Annotated in this window: 14 protein-coding genes and 1 tRNA gene; 10 read left to right on the top strand and 5 right to left on the bottom strand. The window is 68.4% G+C overall.

All coding sequences use genetic code 11. The features are described from left to right. Nucleotide 1 precedes the first annotated feature (1 nt). The 4 genes from ACFSVL_RS39515 (at nucleotide 2) to ACFSVL_RS39500 (ending at nucleotide 2,585) form a co-directional block, all read left to right on the top strand. On the top strand, nucleotides 2–622 hold the full coding sequence (locus ACFSVL_RS39515) for a VOC family protein (RefSeq protein ID WP_378312109.1): 621 nt from the start codon (nucleotides 2–4) through the stop codon (nucleotides 620–622). Then, nucleotides 619–864: a hypothetical protein gene (locus tag ACFSVL_RS39510; protein ID WP_378312107.1), complete on the top strand. Its 246-nt coding sequence runs from the start codon at nucleotides 619–621 to the stop codon at nucleotides 862–864. The genes ACFSVL_RS39515 and ACFSVL_RS39510 overlap by 4 nt, the downstream gene beginning before the upstream one ends. Next, nucleotides 861–2,090 carry an alpha/beta hydrolase gene (locus ACFSVL_RS39505; protein WP_378312106.1) on the top strand — a complete coding sequence of 410 codons (1,230 nt, stop codon included), beginning with the start codon at nucleotides 861–863 and terminating at the stop codon, nucleotides 2,088–2,090. Before ACFSVL_RS39510 ends, ACFSVL_RS39505 begins: the two co-directional genes overlap by 4 nt. A gap of 243 nt (nucleotides 2,091–2,333) precedes the next feature. Next, nucleotides 2,334–2,585 (top strand): DUF1490 family protein, encoded by a 252-nt coding sequence (locus ACFSVL_RS39500; protein ID WP_378312104.1) that lies wholly within the window; start codon nucleotides 2,334–2,336, stop codon nucleotides 2,583–2,585. A gap of 282 nt (nucleotides 2,586–2,867) precedes the next feature. On the opposite strand, the gene ACFSVL_RS39495 is transcribed toward ACFSVL_RS39500, so the two are convergent. Continuing rightward, nucleotides 2,868–4,283, bottom strand: a complete 1,416-nt coding sequence (locus tag ACFSVL_RS39495; RefSeq protein ID WP_378312103.1) for a CoA transferase — start codon at nucleotides 4,281–4,283, stop codon at nucleotides 2,868–2,870. 65 nt (nucleotides 4,284–4,348) lie between these two features. On the opposite strand from ACFSVL_RS39495, the gene ACFSVL_RS39490 reads away from it, so the two are divergent. Then, the gene (locus tag ACFSVL_RS39490; RefSeq protein ID WP_378312101.1) at nucleotides 4,349–5,083 is read left to right on the top strand and encodes an IclR family transcriptional regulator; all 735 of its coding nucleotides are present in this window, start codon (nucleotides 4,349–4,351) and stop codon (nucleotides 5,081–5,083) included. A 215-nt stretch (nucleotides 5,084–5,298) separates the two neighbouring features. Here the strand turns inward: ACFSVL_RS39490 and ACFSVL_RS39485 are convergent, their stop codons facing one another. Beyond that, entirely contained in the window at nucleotides 5,299–6,180 is an 882-nt protein-coding gene (locus tag ACFSVL_RS39485; RefSeq protein ID WP_378312099.1) for an LLM class flavin-dependent oxidoreductase, read from the bottom strand. 856 nt (nucleotides 6,181–7,036) lie between these two features. On the opposite strand from ACFSVL_RS39485, the gene ACFSVL_RS39480 reads away from it, so the two are divergent. Both ACFSVL_RS39480 and ACFSVL_RS39475 read left to right on the top strand, forming a co-directional pair. Beyond that, a tRNA-Met gene (locus ACFSVL_RS39480) sits at nucleotides 7,037–7,107 on the top strand. A gap of 134 nt (nucleotides 7,108–7,241) precedes the next feature. Further along, on the top strand, nucleotides 7,242–8,225 hold the full coding sequence (locus ACFSVL_RS39475) for a tyrosine-type recombinase/integrase (RefSeq protein ID WP_378312098.1): 984 nt from the start codon (nucleotides 7,242–7,244) through the stop codon (nucleotides 8,223–8,225). Here ACFSVL_RS39475 and ACFSVL_RS39470 read toward each other — a convergent pair. From ACFSVL_RS39470 to ACFSVL_RS39460, 3 genes are all read right to left on the bottom strand, one after another. Continuing rightward, a complete protein-coding gene (locus ACFSVL_RS39470) occupies nucleotides 8,222–8,395 on the bottom strand; it encodes a hypothetical protein (RefSeq protein ID WP_378312096.1) in 174 nt (57 codons plus the stop codon). The genes ACFSVL_RS39475 and ACFSVL_RS39470 overlap by 4 nt on opposite strands. A 121-nt stretch (nucleotides 8,396–8,516) precedes the next feature. Beyond that, complete coding sequence (locus ACFSVL_RS39465; protein WP_378312094.1) at nucleotides 8,517–9,317, bottom strand: helix-turn-helix domain-containing protein; 801 nt, start codon at nucleotides 9,315–9,317, stop codon at nucleotides 8,517–8,519. Nucleotides 9,318–9,368: 51 nt separating this feature from the next. Further along, complete coding sequence (locus ACFSVL_RS39460; protein WP_378312092.1) at nucleotides 9,369–9,737, bottom strand: 3-oxoacyl-[acyl-carrier-protein] synthase III C-terminal domain-containing protein; 369 nt, start codon at nucleotides 9,735–9,737, stop codon at nucleotides 9,369–9,371. A 442-nt stretch (nucleotides 9,738–10,179) separates the two neighbouring features. On the opposite strand from ACFSVL_RS39460, the gene ACFSVL_RS39455 reads away from it, so the two are divergent. From ACFSVL_RS39455 to ACFSVL_RS39445, 3 genes are all read left to right on the top strand, one after another. Further along, on the top strand, nucleotides 10,180–10,602 hold the full coding sequence (locus ACFSVL_RS39455; RefSeq protein ID WP_378312090.1) for a hypothetical protein: 423 nt from the start codon (nucleotides 10,180–10,182) through the stop codon (nucleotides 10,600–10,602). Nucleotides 10,603–11,378: 776 nt separating this feature from the next. Then, the gene (locus tag ACFSVL_RS39450) at nucleotides 11,379–12,902 is read left to right on the top strand and encodes a flavin monoamine oxidase family protein (RefSeq protein WP_378312088.1); all 1,524 of its coding nucleotides are present in this window, start codon (nucleotides 11,379–11,381) and stop codon (nucleotides 12,900–12,902) included. Between the two features lie 117 nt (nucleotides 12,903–13,019). Then, the gene (locus ACFSVL_RS39445; RefSeq protein ID WP_378312086.1) at nucleotides 13,020–14,363 is read left to right on the top strand and encodes an MFS transporter; all 1,344 of its coding nucleotides are present in this window, start codon (nucleotides 13,020–13,022) and stop codon (nucleotides 14,361–14,363) included. Nucleotides 14,364–14,366: the final 3 nt, after the last annotated feature.

Here is a 14,366-nt window from a genome sequence, read left to right as displayed (position 1 = left end):
CATGTCCGAAGCACATCTGGTTAAAGGCGTCGACCACGTCGCCTTCCCCACCTTCGACCCGGCGGGGACAGTCCGCTTCTACCGCGACACCCTCGGTTTCCCCGTGGTGCACTCGATCTGCGCCGCCGGCTGGGGTCCGGAACAGCACCCGGACTTCATCCACTTCTTCTTCGACATCGGCAACGACGACCGGCTCGCGTTCTTCTACTACTTCGGGCTTGAGCAGTTCGACGGCGGCCCACAGGGCGACGTGTACGCGAAGTTCTCCGAGGACGTACCGCTGTTCTTCATCCGCTCGCGCCACCTCGCGATCCACGTGGACAGCGAGGAGCACCTCCTGGAGTACCGCCGCCGCCTCGACGGGAGCGAGTGGCCGGTCGAAATGCAGATCCAGCACGAGACCATCGAGTCGATCTACACCCACGACCCCAACGGCTACATGGTCGAGATCACCCGCGCCCTGCGCCCGGTGACGCCGCAGGAGGACCTCGACGCGAACATCACCATCGACGCGCTGGTCGACGTCGTGTCCGGCCCCGCGCCGTCGATGGACGCGCTCCTGGTCCGGAAAGCTGAGCTGATCGTCGAGCGGGCTTCGGCTCCGGAGGTGCCCGCGCGATGACCGCCGTGTTCTTGCTGGACGTCCCAGAAAACCAGCCGATCGTGGCTGTTGCTGCCGAGGCCGACACCGTCACAGTCGACCGGGTCGGGTCCTATTTCAAAGTCAGCGCACCAGGCCCGATCGTCATCGATCGCCGCGCCACCGGCTGTCGGCACGCTGTTTGGTACAGCAGCCTCGCGGGCCTGCTGGACGCGAAAATCACCCAGTGGGACAAGGACGCACTGCGGCTGGAAGAACGATGACCGCGCGTCTTGGCGCCGGACGGTACCTCGACGCGGCCGAAATCCCGTCCGGCACAATCACTTCCGCGCACGAACTCGCCACCGCCGACGGCGCGAAGATCTCCGGCGTGCTGCGGACGTTGCCCGGCGCTCGCACGGTCGTGTCGATCATGCACCCCCGCATGGACACGACCCACCACGTGCTCGTCCCGGAGCTGCTGGCGCGGGGCTTCGCGGTGTGGACGCAAGGCACCCGATCGCCGAACAACGACCTGAACCTGATCCACGAACAGGCGCTCCTCGACGTCGCGGCCGGACAGGTTTTCCTGTGGGAAAAGGGATTCGCGTCCAGGATCACCCTCGGCCACTCCGGCGGCGGCACCCTGTTCGCCTTCTACCACCAGCAGGCCGGGCTCGCCCCGGAGCACCGGATCGCCACCGCCCCGTCCGGCCGCCCGGTCGACCTGGCGTCCGCCGACCTGCCCGTGCCGGACGGCGCCGTGTTCCTCGCCCCACACCCGGGACAAGGCGCGCTGCTGCAGCGACTGATCGACCCGTCCGTCGCCGACGAAGCAGACCCGCTGTCCGTGCTAGATGACCTCGACCCGTTCGCGACGGCCAACGGTTTCGCCGTCCCCCCAACGTCTTCCGCCTACTCCGCGGACTTCGTCGAGCGCTACCGCGCCGCGCAAGCGGACCGGATCGCCCGGATCGACGCCGAAGCCCGCGCCCGCGTCGCACTCGCCGACGAAGCACGCGCCCGGTTCAAGACCACCCAAGACCCCGCGGACCGCCGGGCTTCCGTGGCCCCCCGGATCCTCACGATTTATCGCACCGATGCCGACCTGCGGTTCGTCGACCTGTCCCTCGACCCGAACGAGCGCCCGTACGGCTCGCTGTTCGGCCGTCGCCCCGACCTCACCGACTACGGCCTGGTCGGCTTCGCCCGGCTGGTCACCCCGGAAGCGTGGCTGTCGACCTGGTCGGCGAACACGACGAACGCCGACTTCCTGCGCTGCGCTCCCGGCGTGCGGACCCCGTCGCTGTTCGTGGAACTCACCGGCGACGCGGCCTGTTTCCCGGCCGATGCGAAAGCGATGGTCGCCGCGCTGGGCACTGACGACGTCGACCATCGACGCGTAGCCGGAACCCACTTCGGCGGCCCGCTCCGCTCCGGCGAACCCACCGGCGCCAGCCTCGCGGCGGCGGAGATCGGCGAATGGCTCGCGGAGCGCTTCCGCGGATGACGAAGGCGCGACTGGTCCCCGCATGAAAGACAAGACCTGGGCGCCGGATGCGCGACGCCTGCCTGAAACATTTCTTCATGCAACAGAAGGAAGTACGCCACTGCTGACGCGACAGACTGATCATTGCGGCGAGGTCGCGATGGCAGCTGCGGAGGAAGCAGCGCGATTGCCCAGCGGCACGTGATCGTCAAGGCGGCATAGGTCGTAGCGACGGGTCTGGCCGGTGCGGCGGCGTATGACGGAGTGAAGAAGGTCGCCAAGCCGAACGCGGTCCGGCAGGCCACGGTCACGGTGACGGCGTGGGGACAGCGAGGCGCCCGTGCGGCGGAGGCCGGTGCGGAGAAGGCCCGGCTGGTCGCGGGGGACGTGGTGAGCGAGGCTTGGGCCCGGATCGGCGAGGAGGCTCCCGCTCCGGAGATGGCAACGGGCACGGGGACGAGCATTGAGCGGGTGCGCGACGCTGGTCGCCGACGCTGCGGGGCGTGCGCGTTTTGAGAGCGTGGCGTTGCGCGGGCGTGCGGCGCTGGCGGTCGAGGACGCGGTGGACCGGATGGCCGGGGTGCGGCAGGTGCACGCTTAGGCGGCGGCGTTCGTGCGGCGGGTTCGTCTGCCGGCGGGCGCCGGGCGACGGGTCGCCTCCCGGCGTCGCCGTCGCGACACCCGCGGGCGAGAGTGTCCGTGGTGCAGGCTGCGTCGAGGACGAGTCGGGCGGTGGCTTCCGCGGAGTCGCGGGCCAGGGTCAGCAGCACGCGGCTGCCGAGGGATGCGATCGTGTGGCTACCACTGCAATTCCGAGGTTCCCAGCAGTGCGGGCGCGCCGGGGGTGGGTGTCGGCAGGCCGGTGAAGCTGATCGGGATCACTGGTTCGACGAGGGTGCCGAGCGGGCCGCGCACGGTGTGCTCGGCGATCGAAGCGGCACCCGGTCGCGGCAGGGAACGAACCTGCTCCGGTGTGAAACTGCCGAGGTCCTGAACCCAGGTGCAGACCCGGGCTAGGTCCACCCGCACGCGCCAGCTGCCGCCTTCGACGGCGCGCCGGCGCAGCGCGGCAACGGTCCCGGCAGCTCCGAGGTAGGCGGCGAGATAGTCGTTGAGCAGGTATGTCGGTGGCAGCGAGGGCCTGCCCTCGACAGCTTCCTCGAGTGCGAAACCCGTTGCGGAGCAGGCGAGCTGGTCGAATCCGCCGCGTGCCGCCCAGGGGCCGTCCGCGCCCCAGCAGTGGTACTCCAGCGTGACGATCCCGGGATTTGCCGCCGCGAGGTCGTGCGCCGCGAAGCCGCGGGCGGCCATCCCGCGGTACGCGTTGACGAAGACGTCCGCCTCGGCGGCAACTTCCCGCAGCCGCGCGGCCTGGCCCGGGTCCCGTGCATCGCAGTAGGCGTTGCGCTTGCCGCCGCCGGTCAACGCGATCATGGCGACCGGGTCGGGCAGATCGGGCCGGCTGACGTGCAGCACGTCCGCCCCGAACGCGGCCAGCAGCTTCGCCGCCACCGGCCCCGCGATCACATGGGTGAGGTCGACCACGCGCAGCCCGTGCAGCGGGGGCCATTGCCGGCCCCGGGGCAGCGAGCGCGGCTCGGCTTCGCCGATCCGGTCGATCCGCACCACCGGGTGCGCCGCGCTGTGCCGGCCGGCGGGCAGGCTGCGCCATTCGTCGGCGCTGCGCACGACAGCCGCCACCCCGCCGGCTGCGCAGACCGCGTCCTCGAGCGCGAACGCGTCCCAGTGCGCGGCGGCCTCGGCGATGCGCTGGGCGGACGGGGGACAGTTCAGCACCCGGCAGACCGCGTCCCGCTGATGCGGGTACGTGGTGATCAGGAAGATCCAGCGGCCGTCCCGGGTGGCGTAGAAGTCGTTGTTGGCCAACGATGCCGGATCGTCGGCGAGCCGGTGCGCGGCCTGGCCGTTGATCGTGGTCAGAAAGCTGGCGCGCAATTGGTCGATGGCGGCGTCGGCGTGTACGGTGACCGGTGCCTTCCCCGCGAGTGCGGCGATCTGCTGGCCGAAGGCGGCGATCGCGGCGGCCGAGGCATCGCCCAGCCGGTGTACCGAAGGCGTCAGGGGATCGCTGCCGACAATCCGGACCGGGCCGACATCCTGCCCGAATGTCTCGGCCAGCGAGGCCGCGATGCTCTCCGAGCCGGCGTGGGCTGCCCTGGTGCTTTGTGTTGCCTGCGAATCGATTGCGTCCATGTCTCCAGCTTGTTCCGGAAGTGCACCGGACCGCCGGGACTTCCGAATATCCGTAAAATGTGGACATGCGGGAGCAGCGTGCCATCATGCGGGCCGACCGGATTCTCGACACGGTCGCGCGCGCCCGGTCGCCGCTGACGCTGACCGAGGTCGCCGCCGCCGTCGGCGCGCCGGTCAGCACCACCCAGGACCTCGTCGACGACCTGTGCCGATGCGGCTACCTGCGCAAAACCGACCGGCGCTACCGGCTGGGGCCGCGGCCGCACGTCCTCGGCGTGCTCGCCGCCCAACCCGGCCCGCCCGGCGGACTCGATCACGACGCGCTGCAGGCGCTCAGCAGCGACGCTCGCGTCCCGATCGGGCTGGCCGCACTCGTCGGAACCCAGCTGCTCTATCTCGACCACGCCGGGCCGCGCGCGCCCCGGCAGCTCCAACGCGTCGCCGACGACCACATCCCGCGTCCCCTGCTGCGCACCGCAGCGGGCCGGTTGCTGCTCGCCTACGCCGACGACGCCGACCGGGAACGCCTGCTGCGGCTGGCGGCGGACACGCCTGGCGCGGCCGCGTTCACTACGGAGCTGCCCGCCATCCGGCGCGAACGCCTCGCACGCAGCGACGGGCTCGCCGATCCCGATATCCGTGCCATCGCCCTCCCCGTCGCCGAACACGGCACAGTGGTCGCGGCCGCAGTACTCACGGCCCGCCGCTATGGACCGGGCAATCGCAGCCCGGCACTCGAGCGGGCAGCGCGACGGGTCGCACAACGACTCGGCGCAACGCCGAACGGCGAAACGCTTTGACATCGGCATTTCCGGACATGCGGCAGCCGTCTCCATGATCGCTCCGCACGGCTGATCCGCAACATGCTCCCTCAGCGGACCACCCACTGTCCTCGGCCCGCCAACCGGACATGCGGCGGCACGCGACACCTGTAACGCCCCGGGTTTGATGGCCGCCTGCGCTCAGCACACCATTGTGCGGGTGGCACCGCGACTTGGCGTACACCTCACGGGCGTTACCCGCGAGCGTTGACCAATTCGATTGTCGATTCCAGCACAGTGAGACTGGTGCCGGCGGGGACCAGGATGAACTCGTCCAGCCCGGCGTCCTCGGCGCCGTCGAGCGCCCGGTTCACCGCATCGGTGGTGAACGTCGGCATCGCCTCGGCGAACGGCCGGGTGGCGGACCCGAAGACGGCCAGGTACTCGGCGGTGAACTCGCGCAGCCGCGGCCCTGGTTCGGGCTCGCCCAGCAAGTAGAAACAGCCGCCGACCAGACGCGGCGGCTCACGGTCGGCCGCACTCCAGGCCTGTCGGGCGGCCTGCGCCGCGGCGGCGATCTCGGCAGGATCGCCGGCCACGCTGAAGCTGGCCACCCCGTCGGCCCACTTCGCCGCACGGGCCATCGCCTTGGGACCGAGCGCGCCCGCGAGAATCGGCGGTCCGCCAGGCTGCACGCACGCGGGGCCGACCGCGTCGGCCTCGGGGAACGGCGGCTCGCCCGCCCACAACGACCGCAAGTCGGCCACACCCTCGTCAAGCCGCACGTGCCTGCGGTCGAACGACGATTCGAGCGAACGGTAGTCGTGCTCCCGGCCGCCGACTCCGACACCGAGGGTGACCCGGCCGCCGGACAGCACGTCCATCGTGGCGACCTGCTTGGCCACCAGCGCTGTCGGGTGCGCCGGCAGCACGGACAGGTTGATGAAGATCCGCAGTCGTTCGGTGAGTGCGGCGGCGGCGGCCATCGTGATCCACATATCCGGGTTGTGGAAAGTCATCCGTTCGCCGCAGGAAATACTGGAGAACGGACCCTGCTCGGCCAGCCGGCACCAGTCCACGGTGGCGGCGCGGTCGTAGCCACGGCACATCGTCGGCAACGCGATCCCAATGTCCATGATCGAACCCTACTCAAGAAGAAGAACGCGTTCCACCTTTCGCGCAGGTCAGCCACAGTGAACTGGTTCGGCTTCTCGTTCGGTGCCTCGATCCAAGGCTAGATGTCGTTTCCCAAGGCCCGTAAGGACTTGTGAGCGGACACGCTTGTGGCCATGTGCGCGACGTCAGTCTTCAGACGGAAGCGACACAGCGGCGTTTGTGCAAGCCCCTTCCTCGCGCGGCCACGGCGAGGACCTTTTTGGACGATTACCCCCCCACCGGCTCGTCCGGGCAGCGGCGCACCGGGAATCACCAACCAAGAAAGCCGCGAGGCCCCCGGCGCAGTCGGCGCGCCGGGGAAAGTGCTGCGGATCCAGCTTCGCGATCTCGGGGTGCGTGAAGCCTCCATGCCGTGAGCCATCACCGCCCTGGTTGGCGTGACCGCCAAGGTCGCGGTCACGCGTTCTGCGCGGTAGCCGCGGCACGATAACTCCTTGGCCCGCGCGTCAACAGCAAGCAGCGAAAGCTGATCCATTGGACATAGCTCGCGGACCAAGTTGCGAGATGGGGCTGCCGTCGTTTCTGCGAGTCAAAACCGGCTGTCCTCCGAGGTGCATTCAGCGCAAGCCGAGCTAACTCGCGACTGTCCGGCGATGGCGGGCCGTGTGGCGAGTGCGACGCTCCGGTCGGACGTGAGCACGGCGGCTGACACCCCCGTGGAGGGCTGTCAACCGCCGTGCTGAAGCGCGCTCCGCGGTCGGCAGTTTGGGTGCGCTGAGGGTACGGTGGACGATGGGCTGTGATCCCCGATTTGGGGGATCTTCCCAAACCCAAGGGATTTTGGTCCCAATGCTCGCCGCTGACCTGTGTTTTCGCAGGTCAGCACACTGCTCGGCCCAGGAGGACTCATAATCCCTTGGCCGTCGGTTCGAGCCCGACCCGGCCCACTCTGCCTCCCTTTATATAGGGTCTGACCTGCGAAAACGCCCTCAAAAATGATCTTGAGGAGCGGTGTCGCGGAAGCGCTGGAAACGAGCACAGCGCTGGTAACCCCAGGGATTGTTCGAGTAAGCCTGTTTTCATGACCGCCGTTGAGGCACCGCTGGAGGTGCTGGAGCCCGATGACATCCGGGAGCTCGTCTCGGACTGGAGAACGCATCTGAGGGCCAAGAACCGCGCCGACTCCACGATCGACGCCTACCTCGACAGCATGGCCATGCTGGTCAACTACCTCGACGACGAAGACATCTCGATGGTGGCTCCTGACATTGGACGCCGGGAGCTGGAGCGGTATTTCGAATATCTCCGCCAACGGCCGAATTTCCGCACCGGGGAGTCGCTGTCGCACAGTTACATCGCCAAGCAGTACCGGCACTTGCAGCAGTTCTGGCGCTGGCTTGATGACGTGGAAGAGATTGTCGAGCTGTCCCCGTTTTGCAAAATGGAGGTGCCGCACGTCCCGGAAAATCCGCCGACGGTCTTGCGCGAAAAAGAGTTGAAAGCGCTGCTTGCCACTACGAAAGGGAAAGGATTTGTCGAACTCCGGGACCGGGCGATCATTCTGGTGCTGGTCGACTGCGGAGTCCGGGTCGGTGAACTGTCGCTGTTGACGGTGGCAAATCCAGCCGAACAGGAACGCGGCAGCTTCGATTTCGACGTCGATGTCGTCCGCGTTCTGGGGAAGGGGCGTCGCGCACGTGACGTGCCCTTCAACCCGGCGACCGCGGAAGCGCTCCGACGCTACTTCCGTGCTTGCGCACGTCACCAGTACGGCAGACGCACCGTCGCGGCCTGGCTCGGCCGCTCCGGCGTGCTGAACGAGTGGGGTATCCGGTCGATGCTGGACCGCCGAGCGGAGCAAGCAGGCATCGGTCCGGTGTTCCCGCACCTCTTCCGGCACACGTGGGCACACCGGTGCAAGCTGGCGGGCATGAGCGACGAGGCGATCATGCGGATCGCTGGTTGGCGCAGCCGCCAGATGCTCGATCGCTACGGGGCCTCCGCGGCGGATGAACGGGCGCAGGAGGCGCACCGGAAGCTGAACCTCGTTGGGACGCTGCTCTAGCGTTCGGCGTCCCCGCCGTCTTGCTGGGCTCGGTGAGTGCGCCCGCGAGCGCGAGAACTGCGGTAGGCCAGCTGCTGGAAATACGCGCGCTTGGCCGCGAGGGCTCGTTTCTGGCGTGTCTCGTCGTCCACGATGCCTTCGGGGTCAACTTGCTTCTCGAAACGGTCCAAGGCTGCTCTCCGCGCTGGTGCGGTCCGGGCCGCTCGATCGATGGTGCGTGACCAGGAGACGTGGGCGGCCACGCTGGCGCGCATCGATCGTTGGATGGGCGTGAGGTCCTGGCCCCCTGCTTTATTGCTTGTCATCCGGTCCTCCAGCCGAGGCATGCGTTGCTAGGGGAGGGGATTTGTCGATATCGACCAGGGCTGCGTTCAAGCGGCCTGGAGTTCCGCTGGGGTGGCGAGCCGGGCGGCTGAAGAGCGCAGGAACGAACGTCGAGGTGGGGCAGGCTTCGTCTGGGACGCGGTAGATCTCTGCGGGGTGGCAGTACGGGCACCGCCGGACGTTGCCGTCTTCGTCCGTGGTGGACCGGGTGGAGACTGGGTCTCCAGGACGCGCGTCGCAGCTGCCACAAGGCGGCGGGACGTAGCTGGCTTCGTCACGGCCGGCGTGCCTCCGGCGCGGATGGTTCAAGGAAGGTTCATGGATGGTTCGGGGGCATTGACCGCCCCTCGCCGCGGCGCTCTTTGCCGCCCGCACGATCGTGTTTTGCCCCCCGCGCTGGTTGCCCATCGGCACTGCTTGCCCCCTGTCGTCAACGACGGAGCCGCCCGTATTGGCGGGTTGGGCGGTCATGGACAGGTCGTAGCCGTTAGATCGGCGGTCGGCGCGTTGGACGTGCGCGGCGACGATGCGCGGGTCGGCCGATCTGATGAGTTCGAGTCGTTCGAGGTGGCGAAGGGCGTATCTGACCGAGCGTTCGGACAGGCGGGTGTATTCGGCCAGGGTGGCCAGTGACGGGAAGGCGTTCCTGCCTTCGGGGTCAGCATGGTTGGCCAGTCCGATGAGGACCACGGCGAGGCTGGACGAGTCGCGCCGGTCCGTGGGTATCTGGGCGTGTTTGAGCGCCCAGTTGATTGCTTCGATGCTCATGGCGTGCCTGCTAGCTGTCGCGTTCGGACGTGGGTCGAGGCCGCGCGAGGGTCAGATGGGTCGGAAGGTTCTGCCGCGCCAGGGAAGACCGAGCGGCGGAGCTTGTGCTCGGAGTGAGGCGGGGACGCGGTCGATTCGGAGGATCGCGGCGGTCCAGGTCATGCCGATGCCAATGCCGATGAGCGCCAGGCGGTCGCCGGGTTGGACGGCATTGCGGGCGAGCAGGTGGGTGAGGCCGACGATCTGGTTGTTGGGGCCGAGGTGTCCCCACTGATCGCCTGCGTGCTGCAGCGTGCGTTCGGCAGTGACGCCGAGTGGGCGCAGGCAGTGGGCGTCGAGCAGCTGTTTTCCGTAGTGGGGCAGGAGAATCCAGGAAAGTTCGTCTGCGGCGAGGTCGGCGTCGGCGAGGGCGTGTTTCATGACCGTGCTGATCCCGTGCGCGTTGCGGGCGTTGATCGAGTCTGTGCCGACGGAGCCTCCATGAGCAGATCAGCAGGAACACCGCTACCTCCTCCATGCGACCTGCGGCGGTTTTGCTGTGCTGGTCACAGAAAACTCCACTGTGGAGGACGTCGACACCGCACTTGCGGGACTCTTGAGGACGGCTTCGCGGGCTGAAACGTCCCCTGGGACGTTTCCAACCGTGCCAGCCCCGGTGGATCCGGGACGAGGCGGTGCCGCATCGGACGGCCAGGCACCGGATTCTCACCGTGCTGGGGTCGGAGAAGCCGAGATCTAGCCGTCCCTCACCGGCGGTGCCCAGCAGGTCCCCTCCGAAACCGAGTTCGTCCATCTCTGCCCGTCCCGCTCGGCCATCACCGGAGCCGGCTGGCAGGAACTGCTGGCGGGTGTCGAGAAGCAGATGGACGTGCTGGTGTTCTCCGGGGTATTTCTGGTGGAACAGTACGACCTGGTACCGATGATCCAGAAGGAGGTCCGGGCTGGCGTTCGTTTCAGGATGCTCGTCGGAGACGAGGAATCGGACGCTGTCCGGCAACGCGCGATCGACGAAGGCACGCCTGGCGGCCTGGAGGGGCGCATACAGCTGATGCGCCGGTATCTGGCCGAGATCGCCGACCTTGACGGTGTCGAAGTTCGTACGCACGGCGCAACTCTGTACAACTCGCTGTACCGTTTCGATGACCAACTTTTGGTGAATCCTCACGTGTTCGGAGCGCTCGCCGGACAGAGCCCTGTCATGCATTTCAAGCGTCACCCGAACGGAACCGCCGACCTCATCGACGGCACTGTGCGCTGGTGGCCGCGCGAGGACGCCCGGCGTTAGCTGTCCACCACGCGAGGAGGTACTCGTCGCGACGGGCCCGCCGCTTAGGCTGCTGCTGCGGGCACCCACCGGATCGGAGTCGACAGGTCTCGCAGTCGTGTGCGCGGCAACTCGGGCTAGCGCAAGAATCCCGTTGCACTGGGCCATCCCTCGGTCGGACCTGCACCGCAGGCTTTCGGACCCGGCGGCAAATCGGCACAGCAGAACAAACGGAGGCGGCCGTCTGGGGCTCGAACCCAGAAGCCGCGGATTAAAAGTTGAGTTTCGGCAAATTCCGAATTGTTTCTCACTGGGTCAGTTGTGCAGGTCGCGCGCGGTTTTTGGGGATGCGCGAATGACCATTGACGACGTTCTGTGTCGGCTCCGGAGCACATTCTTGGCGCATCGCCGCGTCGGGGGCTCTATGTAGCAGGGCAGTCGGAGATATTGCGGAATGTCGCTGGTGCCCTTGTGCCAGGGTTCGGCCCTGGTCGGCTGTGTCGGCGCGGTGTGGGACCCGTCTGCCCGAGCCGCCGCTTGTTCGTAGGGCTGACCGTGTGGCCGGTGCTCATGCGACGCCGCTGCTTCGGCCGCCCTGCCTGCTTCTGATCCCGGCCGCAGTGACTGTCAGAGCGTGCCGAATCGATTACGCGGATGGTCGCCCGTTCTGCCTGGCGTTGTCTGGTTGCCCGACGGTCCTGGTGAACAGTGCACCACCGCCGAGCCGCAGCCGGTGGGTGTTGCCGTAGTGCCGGGGTGACCCCGGTCACGACAGTGAACGGCGACAGAAGGTCTGGGTGCAGAGCGAGGAATTCATGGAACGCGAGAACGCTACGGTCGACGTCATCGTGGTCGGGGCCGGTCTGTCCGGGCTCGTTGCGGCGCGTCGTCTCAGCCAGGCGGGCGTCACGTCCCTTCGAGTGCTCGAAGCTCGTGACCGGGTCGGCGGGCGCACCAAGGTCCACCAGCTCGGGAACGGGCGGTTCGCCGAGGAAGGCGGACAGCTGGTCGGGCCTGAGTACACGAGGCTCATCGCGCTGGGAGAAGAACTCGGCGTGCCGACTTGGCCGCACAACGAGCGCGGCAAAGCGGTGTTCGAGCGCCGCGGTCGCGTGCTCAAGTTCGACGGATCGATGCCGTGGATCGCCGACCCGCTCGGATCGGCGGATTTCGCGCAGTCCCTGGTCCGGCTGGGCCGGCTGTGCAAACGCGCTCCCCGCGCCGACGCGCTGGCGACGCCAGAGGCAGCGAAGCTGGACGCGCTCACCTTCGAGTCCTGGGTCCGGCGCAGCACCAAGACGGCGACAGCGCGCACGCTCTGGGCGATCATCGGCGCGTTGACGCTGGGATCGCGTCCGGGCGACCTGTCCTTGCTGTTCGTCGTCCGTCACTTGAACCTGATCGGCGGGGTGGAGACGCTTCTCGCGTCGCTGTCCGGCGGCGCGGAGCGTTCGTTCGCCGGCGGGTCGGCCGAGCTGAGCCACCGGATGGCCGCGGACCTCGGCGACCGGGTCGCCTTGGGTTCCCCGATCCTGGCGATCCGCCAGTACGACGACGGGGTCGAGGTCGACACGCCGGCCGGCACCCATCGCGCACGCCGTGTAGTCCTCGCGATGAGCCCTCCGGACCGGGCCGGTATCCAGATCGATCCGCAGCTGCCGCTTCCCCAGCGGACCATCGGCGAGCGGATGTCGATGGCGCACGCCTACAAGGTCCATGTGACCTATCCGGAACCGTTCTGGCGTCGTCAGGGACTGAGCGGCGCGAGCATGAGCGACGCCGGACCGTTGATGCTGACCTGGGACGACACTCCTCCGGAGGAACGGCAGGGCGCACTCGTCGGCTTCGCGCGCGCCGATGGCGGGATCAGCGCGGATCTGCCCGATCCCATGCCCGGCGACCCCGAGCAGCGTCGCGAGGCAGTCCTCGCCGGCCTGGCCCGTGCTTTCGGCGACCAGGCGCTGCGCCCCGACGAGTACCACGAGATGAACTGGACCGAGGAGCGCTGGACGTCCGGCTGCATCCCGATCTGGTCGCCCGGGCTGCTCACCGCCTGCGGGCCGGGCTACGCCGCACCGGCCGGGCGGTTGCACTTCGCCGGTTCGGAGGCGTCTCCGGCGTGGCCCGGCTCGATGGAGGGCGCGGTCGTCGCCGGGGAAAGGGCGGCGGCTGACATCGCTGCCCTGATCGACGCGGAGGGAGCCGATCGGCAGGCCTCCGGGAAGCAGCCAGGCGGTGCGCAGCCTCGCCAACCACGCGAGAACGCGGCCCGCTCGCACCGCCGAGCGCAGGAAGTGCGTGCGGCTCGGTCCGACAACTGACTACGGGAGAAACGGATGACAGACCTCAACGATGCGGTCGGAACGCCGGCGAGAATCGGCACCGGAAGGGAGCCGGCCCGCTGGTTGCTCATTGCCGTGGCGGGATTCCTCGGGACCGTGACGAATGCGATCGCGTTCATGCTGCCGCCCTTGCTGCCGGACATGCAGGCGCAGTATCACCTCAGCGTCGCGTCCGGGGCCTGGGTTTTCACCGCGATGACGCTGGCCTCCGGCGCGGGTTTCGTGCTGATCCCGCGCCTGTCGGATTTGCGCGGGGACCGCACGACGGCGCTGGCTTCGGGTGTCGTGATGACTGTCGGCGCGCTGGTCGCCGCGGTCGGCCATGCCTACCCGGCGTTGGTCGCCGGGGCAGCGCTGATGGGCTTGGGCAGCGGTTCGATGCTGCTCCCGCTCGTTTTCCTGCGGCGGCTGCTGCCGGGGAGCGCGATCGGCGTCGCGGTGCGCGTGTCCATCATCGCGAGCGGAATCGGCGTGGTCCTGGGTTTGACCGGCGGCGGAGTGCTGGTCAAGTACTTCTCCGTCGACACGTTCTTCTACGCGATGGCGGCGGTGCTGGCGCTGACGACTGTTGCGCTCGTGGCTGTCCTCCCGGCGGAACGGGCGACGTCCCGCGGCCGCATGGGGGTGCTCGGAACCGCGTGGATGATCGGGTGGCTCGGCCTGGTTCTCCTCGCCCTCTCGCAGGGCACGGTCTGGACCGGGAGCCTGCCCTACATTCTGCTGGCGGCGGGCGTCGTCGCCGGTGTGGTCTGGGCAGTGGCGGAACGCCGGTCCTCGACGTCGGTCTTCGACGTCAGCCTGCTGAAGAAGCCTTACGTTTCCGCCTCGTGCCTGGCGGTCGGGCTTTTCGGCGCGACGGACGGCGCGTTGCTGCTGCTGGTGACCTACTACACGCAAACCCCGGCCGCGGCGGGATACGGGCTCGGATACGACGCGTTGAAATCGAGCCTGTTGATGTTGCCGTTCGCGTTGTCGATGTTCGCCAGCGGGGCCGCTGCCGAGAAGTTCGTCGCGAAGGGACGGCCCGGAGTGGTTCTCGTGTTCGGCGGTCTCGTGTCGGCGGCGGGTTTCCTGTGGCTCGCTGTGGCGCACGGACAGCCGTGGCACTACCTCGTCGGCTCCGCGATCATCGGGCTCGGCAGCCGGGCCGGATACAGCGGCGGGTTCGCGGTCCCGCAGTACGCCGTCCCGGAGGACAAGGCGGGAATGGCCTCGGGCATGGGAGGCACCGCGATGGCCATCGGGTTCGCATTCGGTTCGGCGGTGATCTCCGCCGTGCTCGGTTCCGGCACCGACGCCGCGACCGGTTTGCCGAAGGAATCCCTCTACACCACCGGCTATGTGGCAGCCGTCGGGATGTCGCTGGCGGTTCTTCTTGCCACGGGCATGTCGCGGCTGCGCCATCCGCGCGGGATCGAGATGCGCCCCGCGGCGGCCTGAACG

This window comes from Amycolatopsis silviterrae, assembly GCF_042684085.1.
GTDB classification, from domain to species: domain Bacteria; phylum Actinomycetota; class Actinomycetes; order Mycobacteriales; family Pseudonocardiaceae; genus Amycolatopsis; species Amycolatopsis silviterrae.
Note: the sequence above shows the minus strand (reverse complement) of the source record. Positions and strands in the feature narration are given on the sequence as shown.

Excerpts from the sequence above, each read along its gene's own strand:
- ACFSVL_RS39505 (WP_378312106.1), top strand. The coding sequence starts at position 861 with ATGACCGCGCGTCTTGGCGCCGGACGGTACCTCGACGCGGCCGAAATC.
- ACFSVL_RS39490 (WP_378312101.1), top strand. The coding sequence starts at position 4,349 with ATGCGGGAGCAGCGTGCCATCATGCGGGCCGACCGGATTCTCGACACG.
- ACFSVL_RS39485 (WP_378312099.1), bottom strand. The coding sequence starts at position 6,180 with ATGGACATTGGGATCGCGTTGCCGACGATGTGCCGTGGCTACGACCGC.
- ACFSVL_RS39455 (WP_378312090.1), top strand. The coding sequence starts at position 10,180 with ATGGACGTGCTGGTGTTCTCCGGGGTATTTCTGGTGGAACAGTACGAC.
- ACFSVL_RS39475 (WP_378312098.1), top strand. The coding sequence starts at position 7,242 with ATGACCGCCGTTGAGGCACCGCTGGAGGTGCTGGAGCCCGATGACATC.
- ACFSVL_RS39460 (WP_378312092.1), bottom strand. The coding sequence starts at position 9,737 with ATGAAACACGCCCTCGCCGACGCCGACCTCGCCGCAGACGAACTTTCC.
- ACFSVL_RS39495 (WP_378312103.1), bottom strand. The coding sequence starts at position 4,283 with ATGGACGCAATCGATTCGCAGGCAACACAAAGCACCAGGGCAGCCCAC.
- ACFSVL_RS39510 (WP_378312107.1), top strand. The coding sequence starts at position 619 with ATGACCGCCGTGTTCTTGCTGGACGTCCCAGAAAACCAGCCGATCGTG.
- ACFSVL_RS39465 (WP_378312094.1), bottom strand. The coding sequence starts at position 9,317 with ATGAGCATCGAAGCAATCAACTGGGCGCTCAAACACGCCCAGATACCC.
- ACFSVL_RS39515 (WP_378312109.1), top strand. The coding sequence starts at position 2 with ATGTCCGAAGCACATCTGGTTAAAGGCGTCGACCACGTCGCCTTCCCC.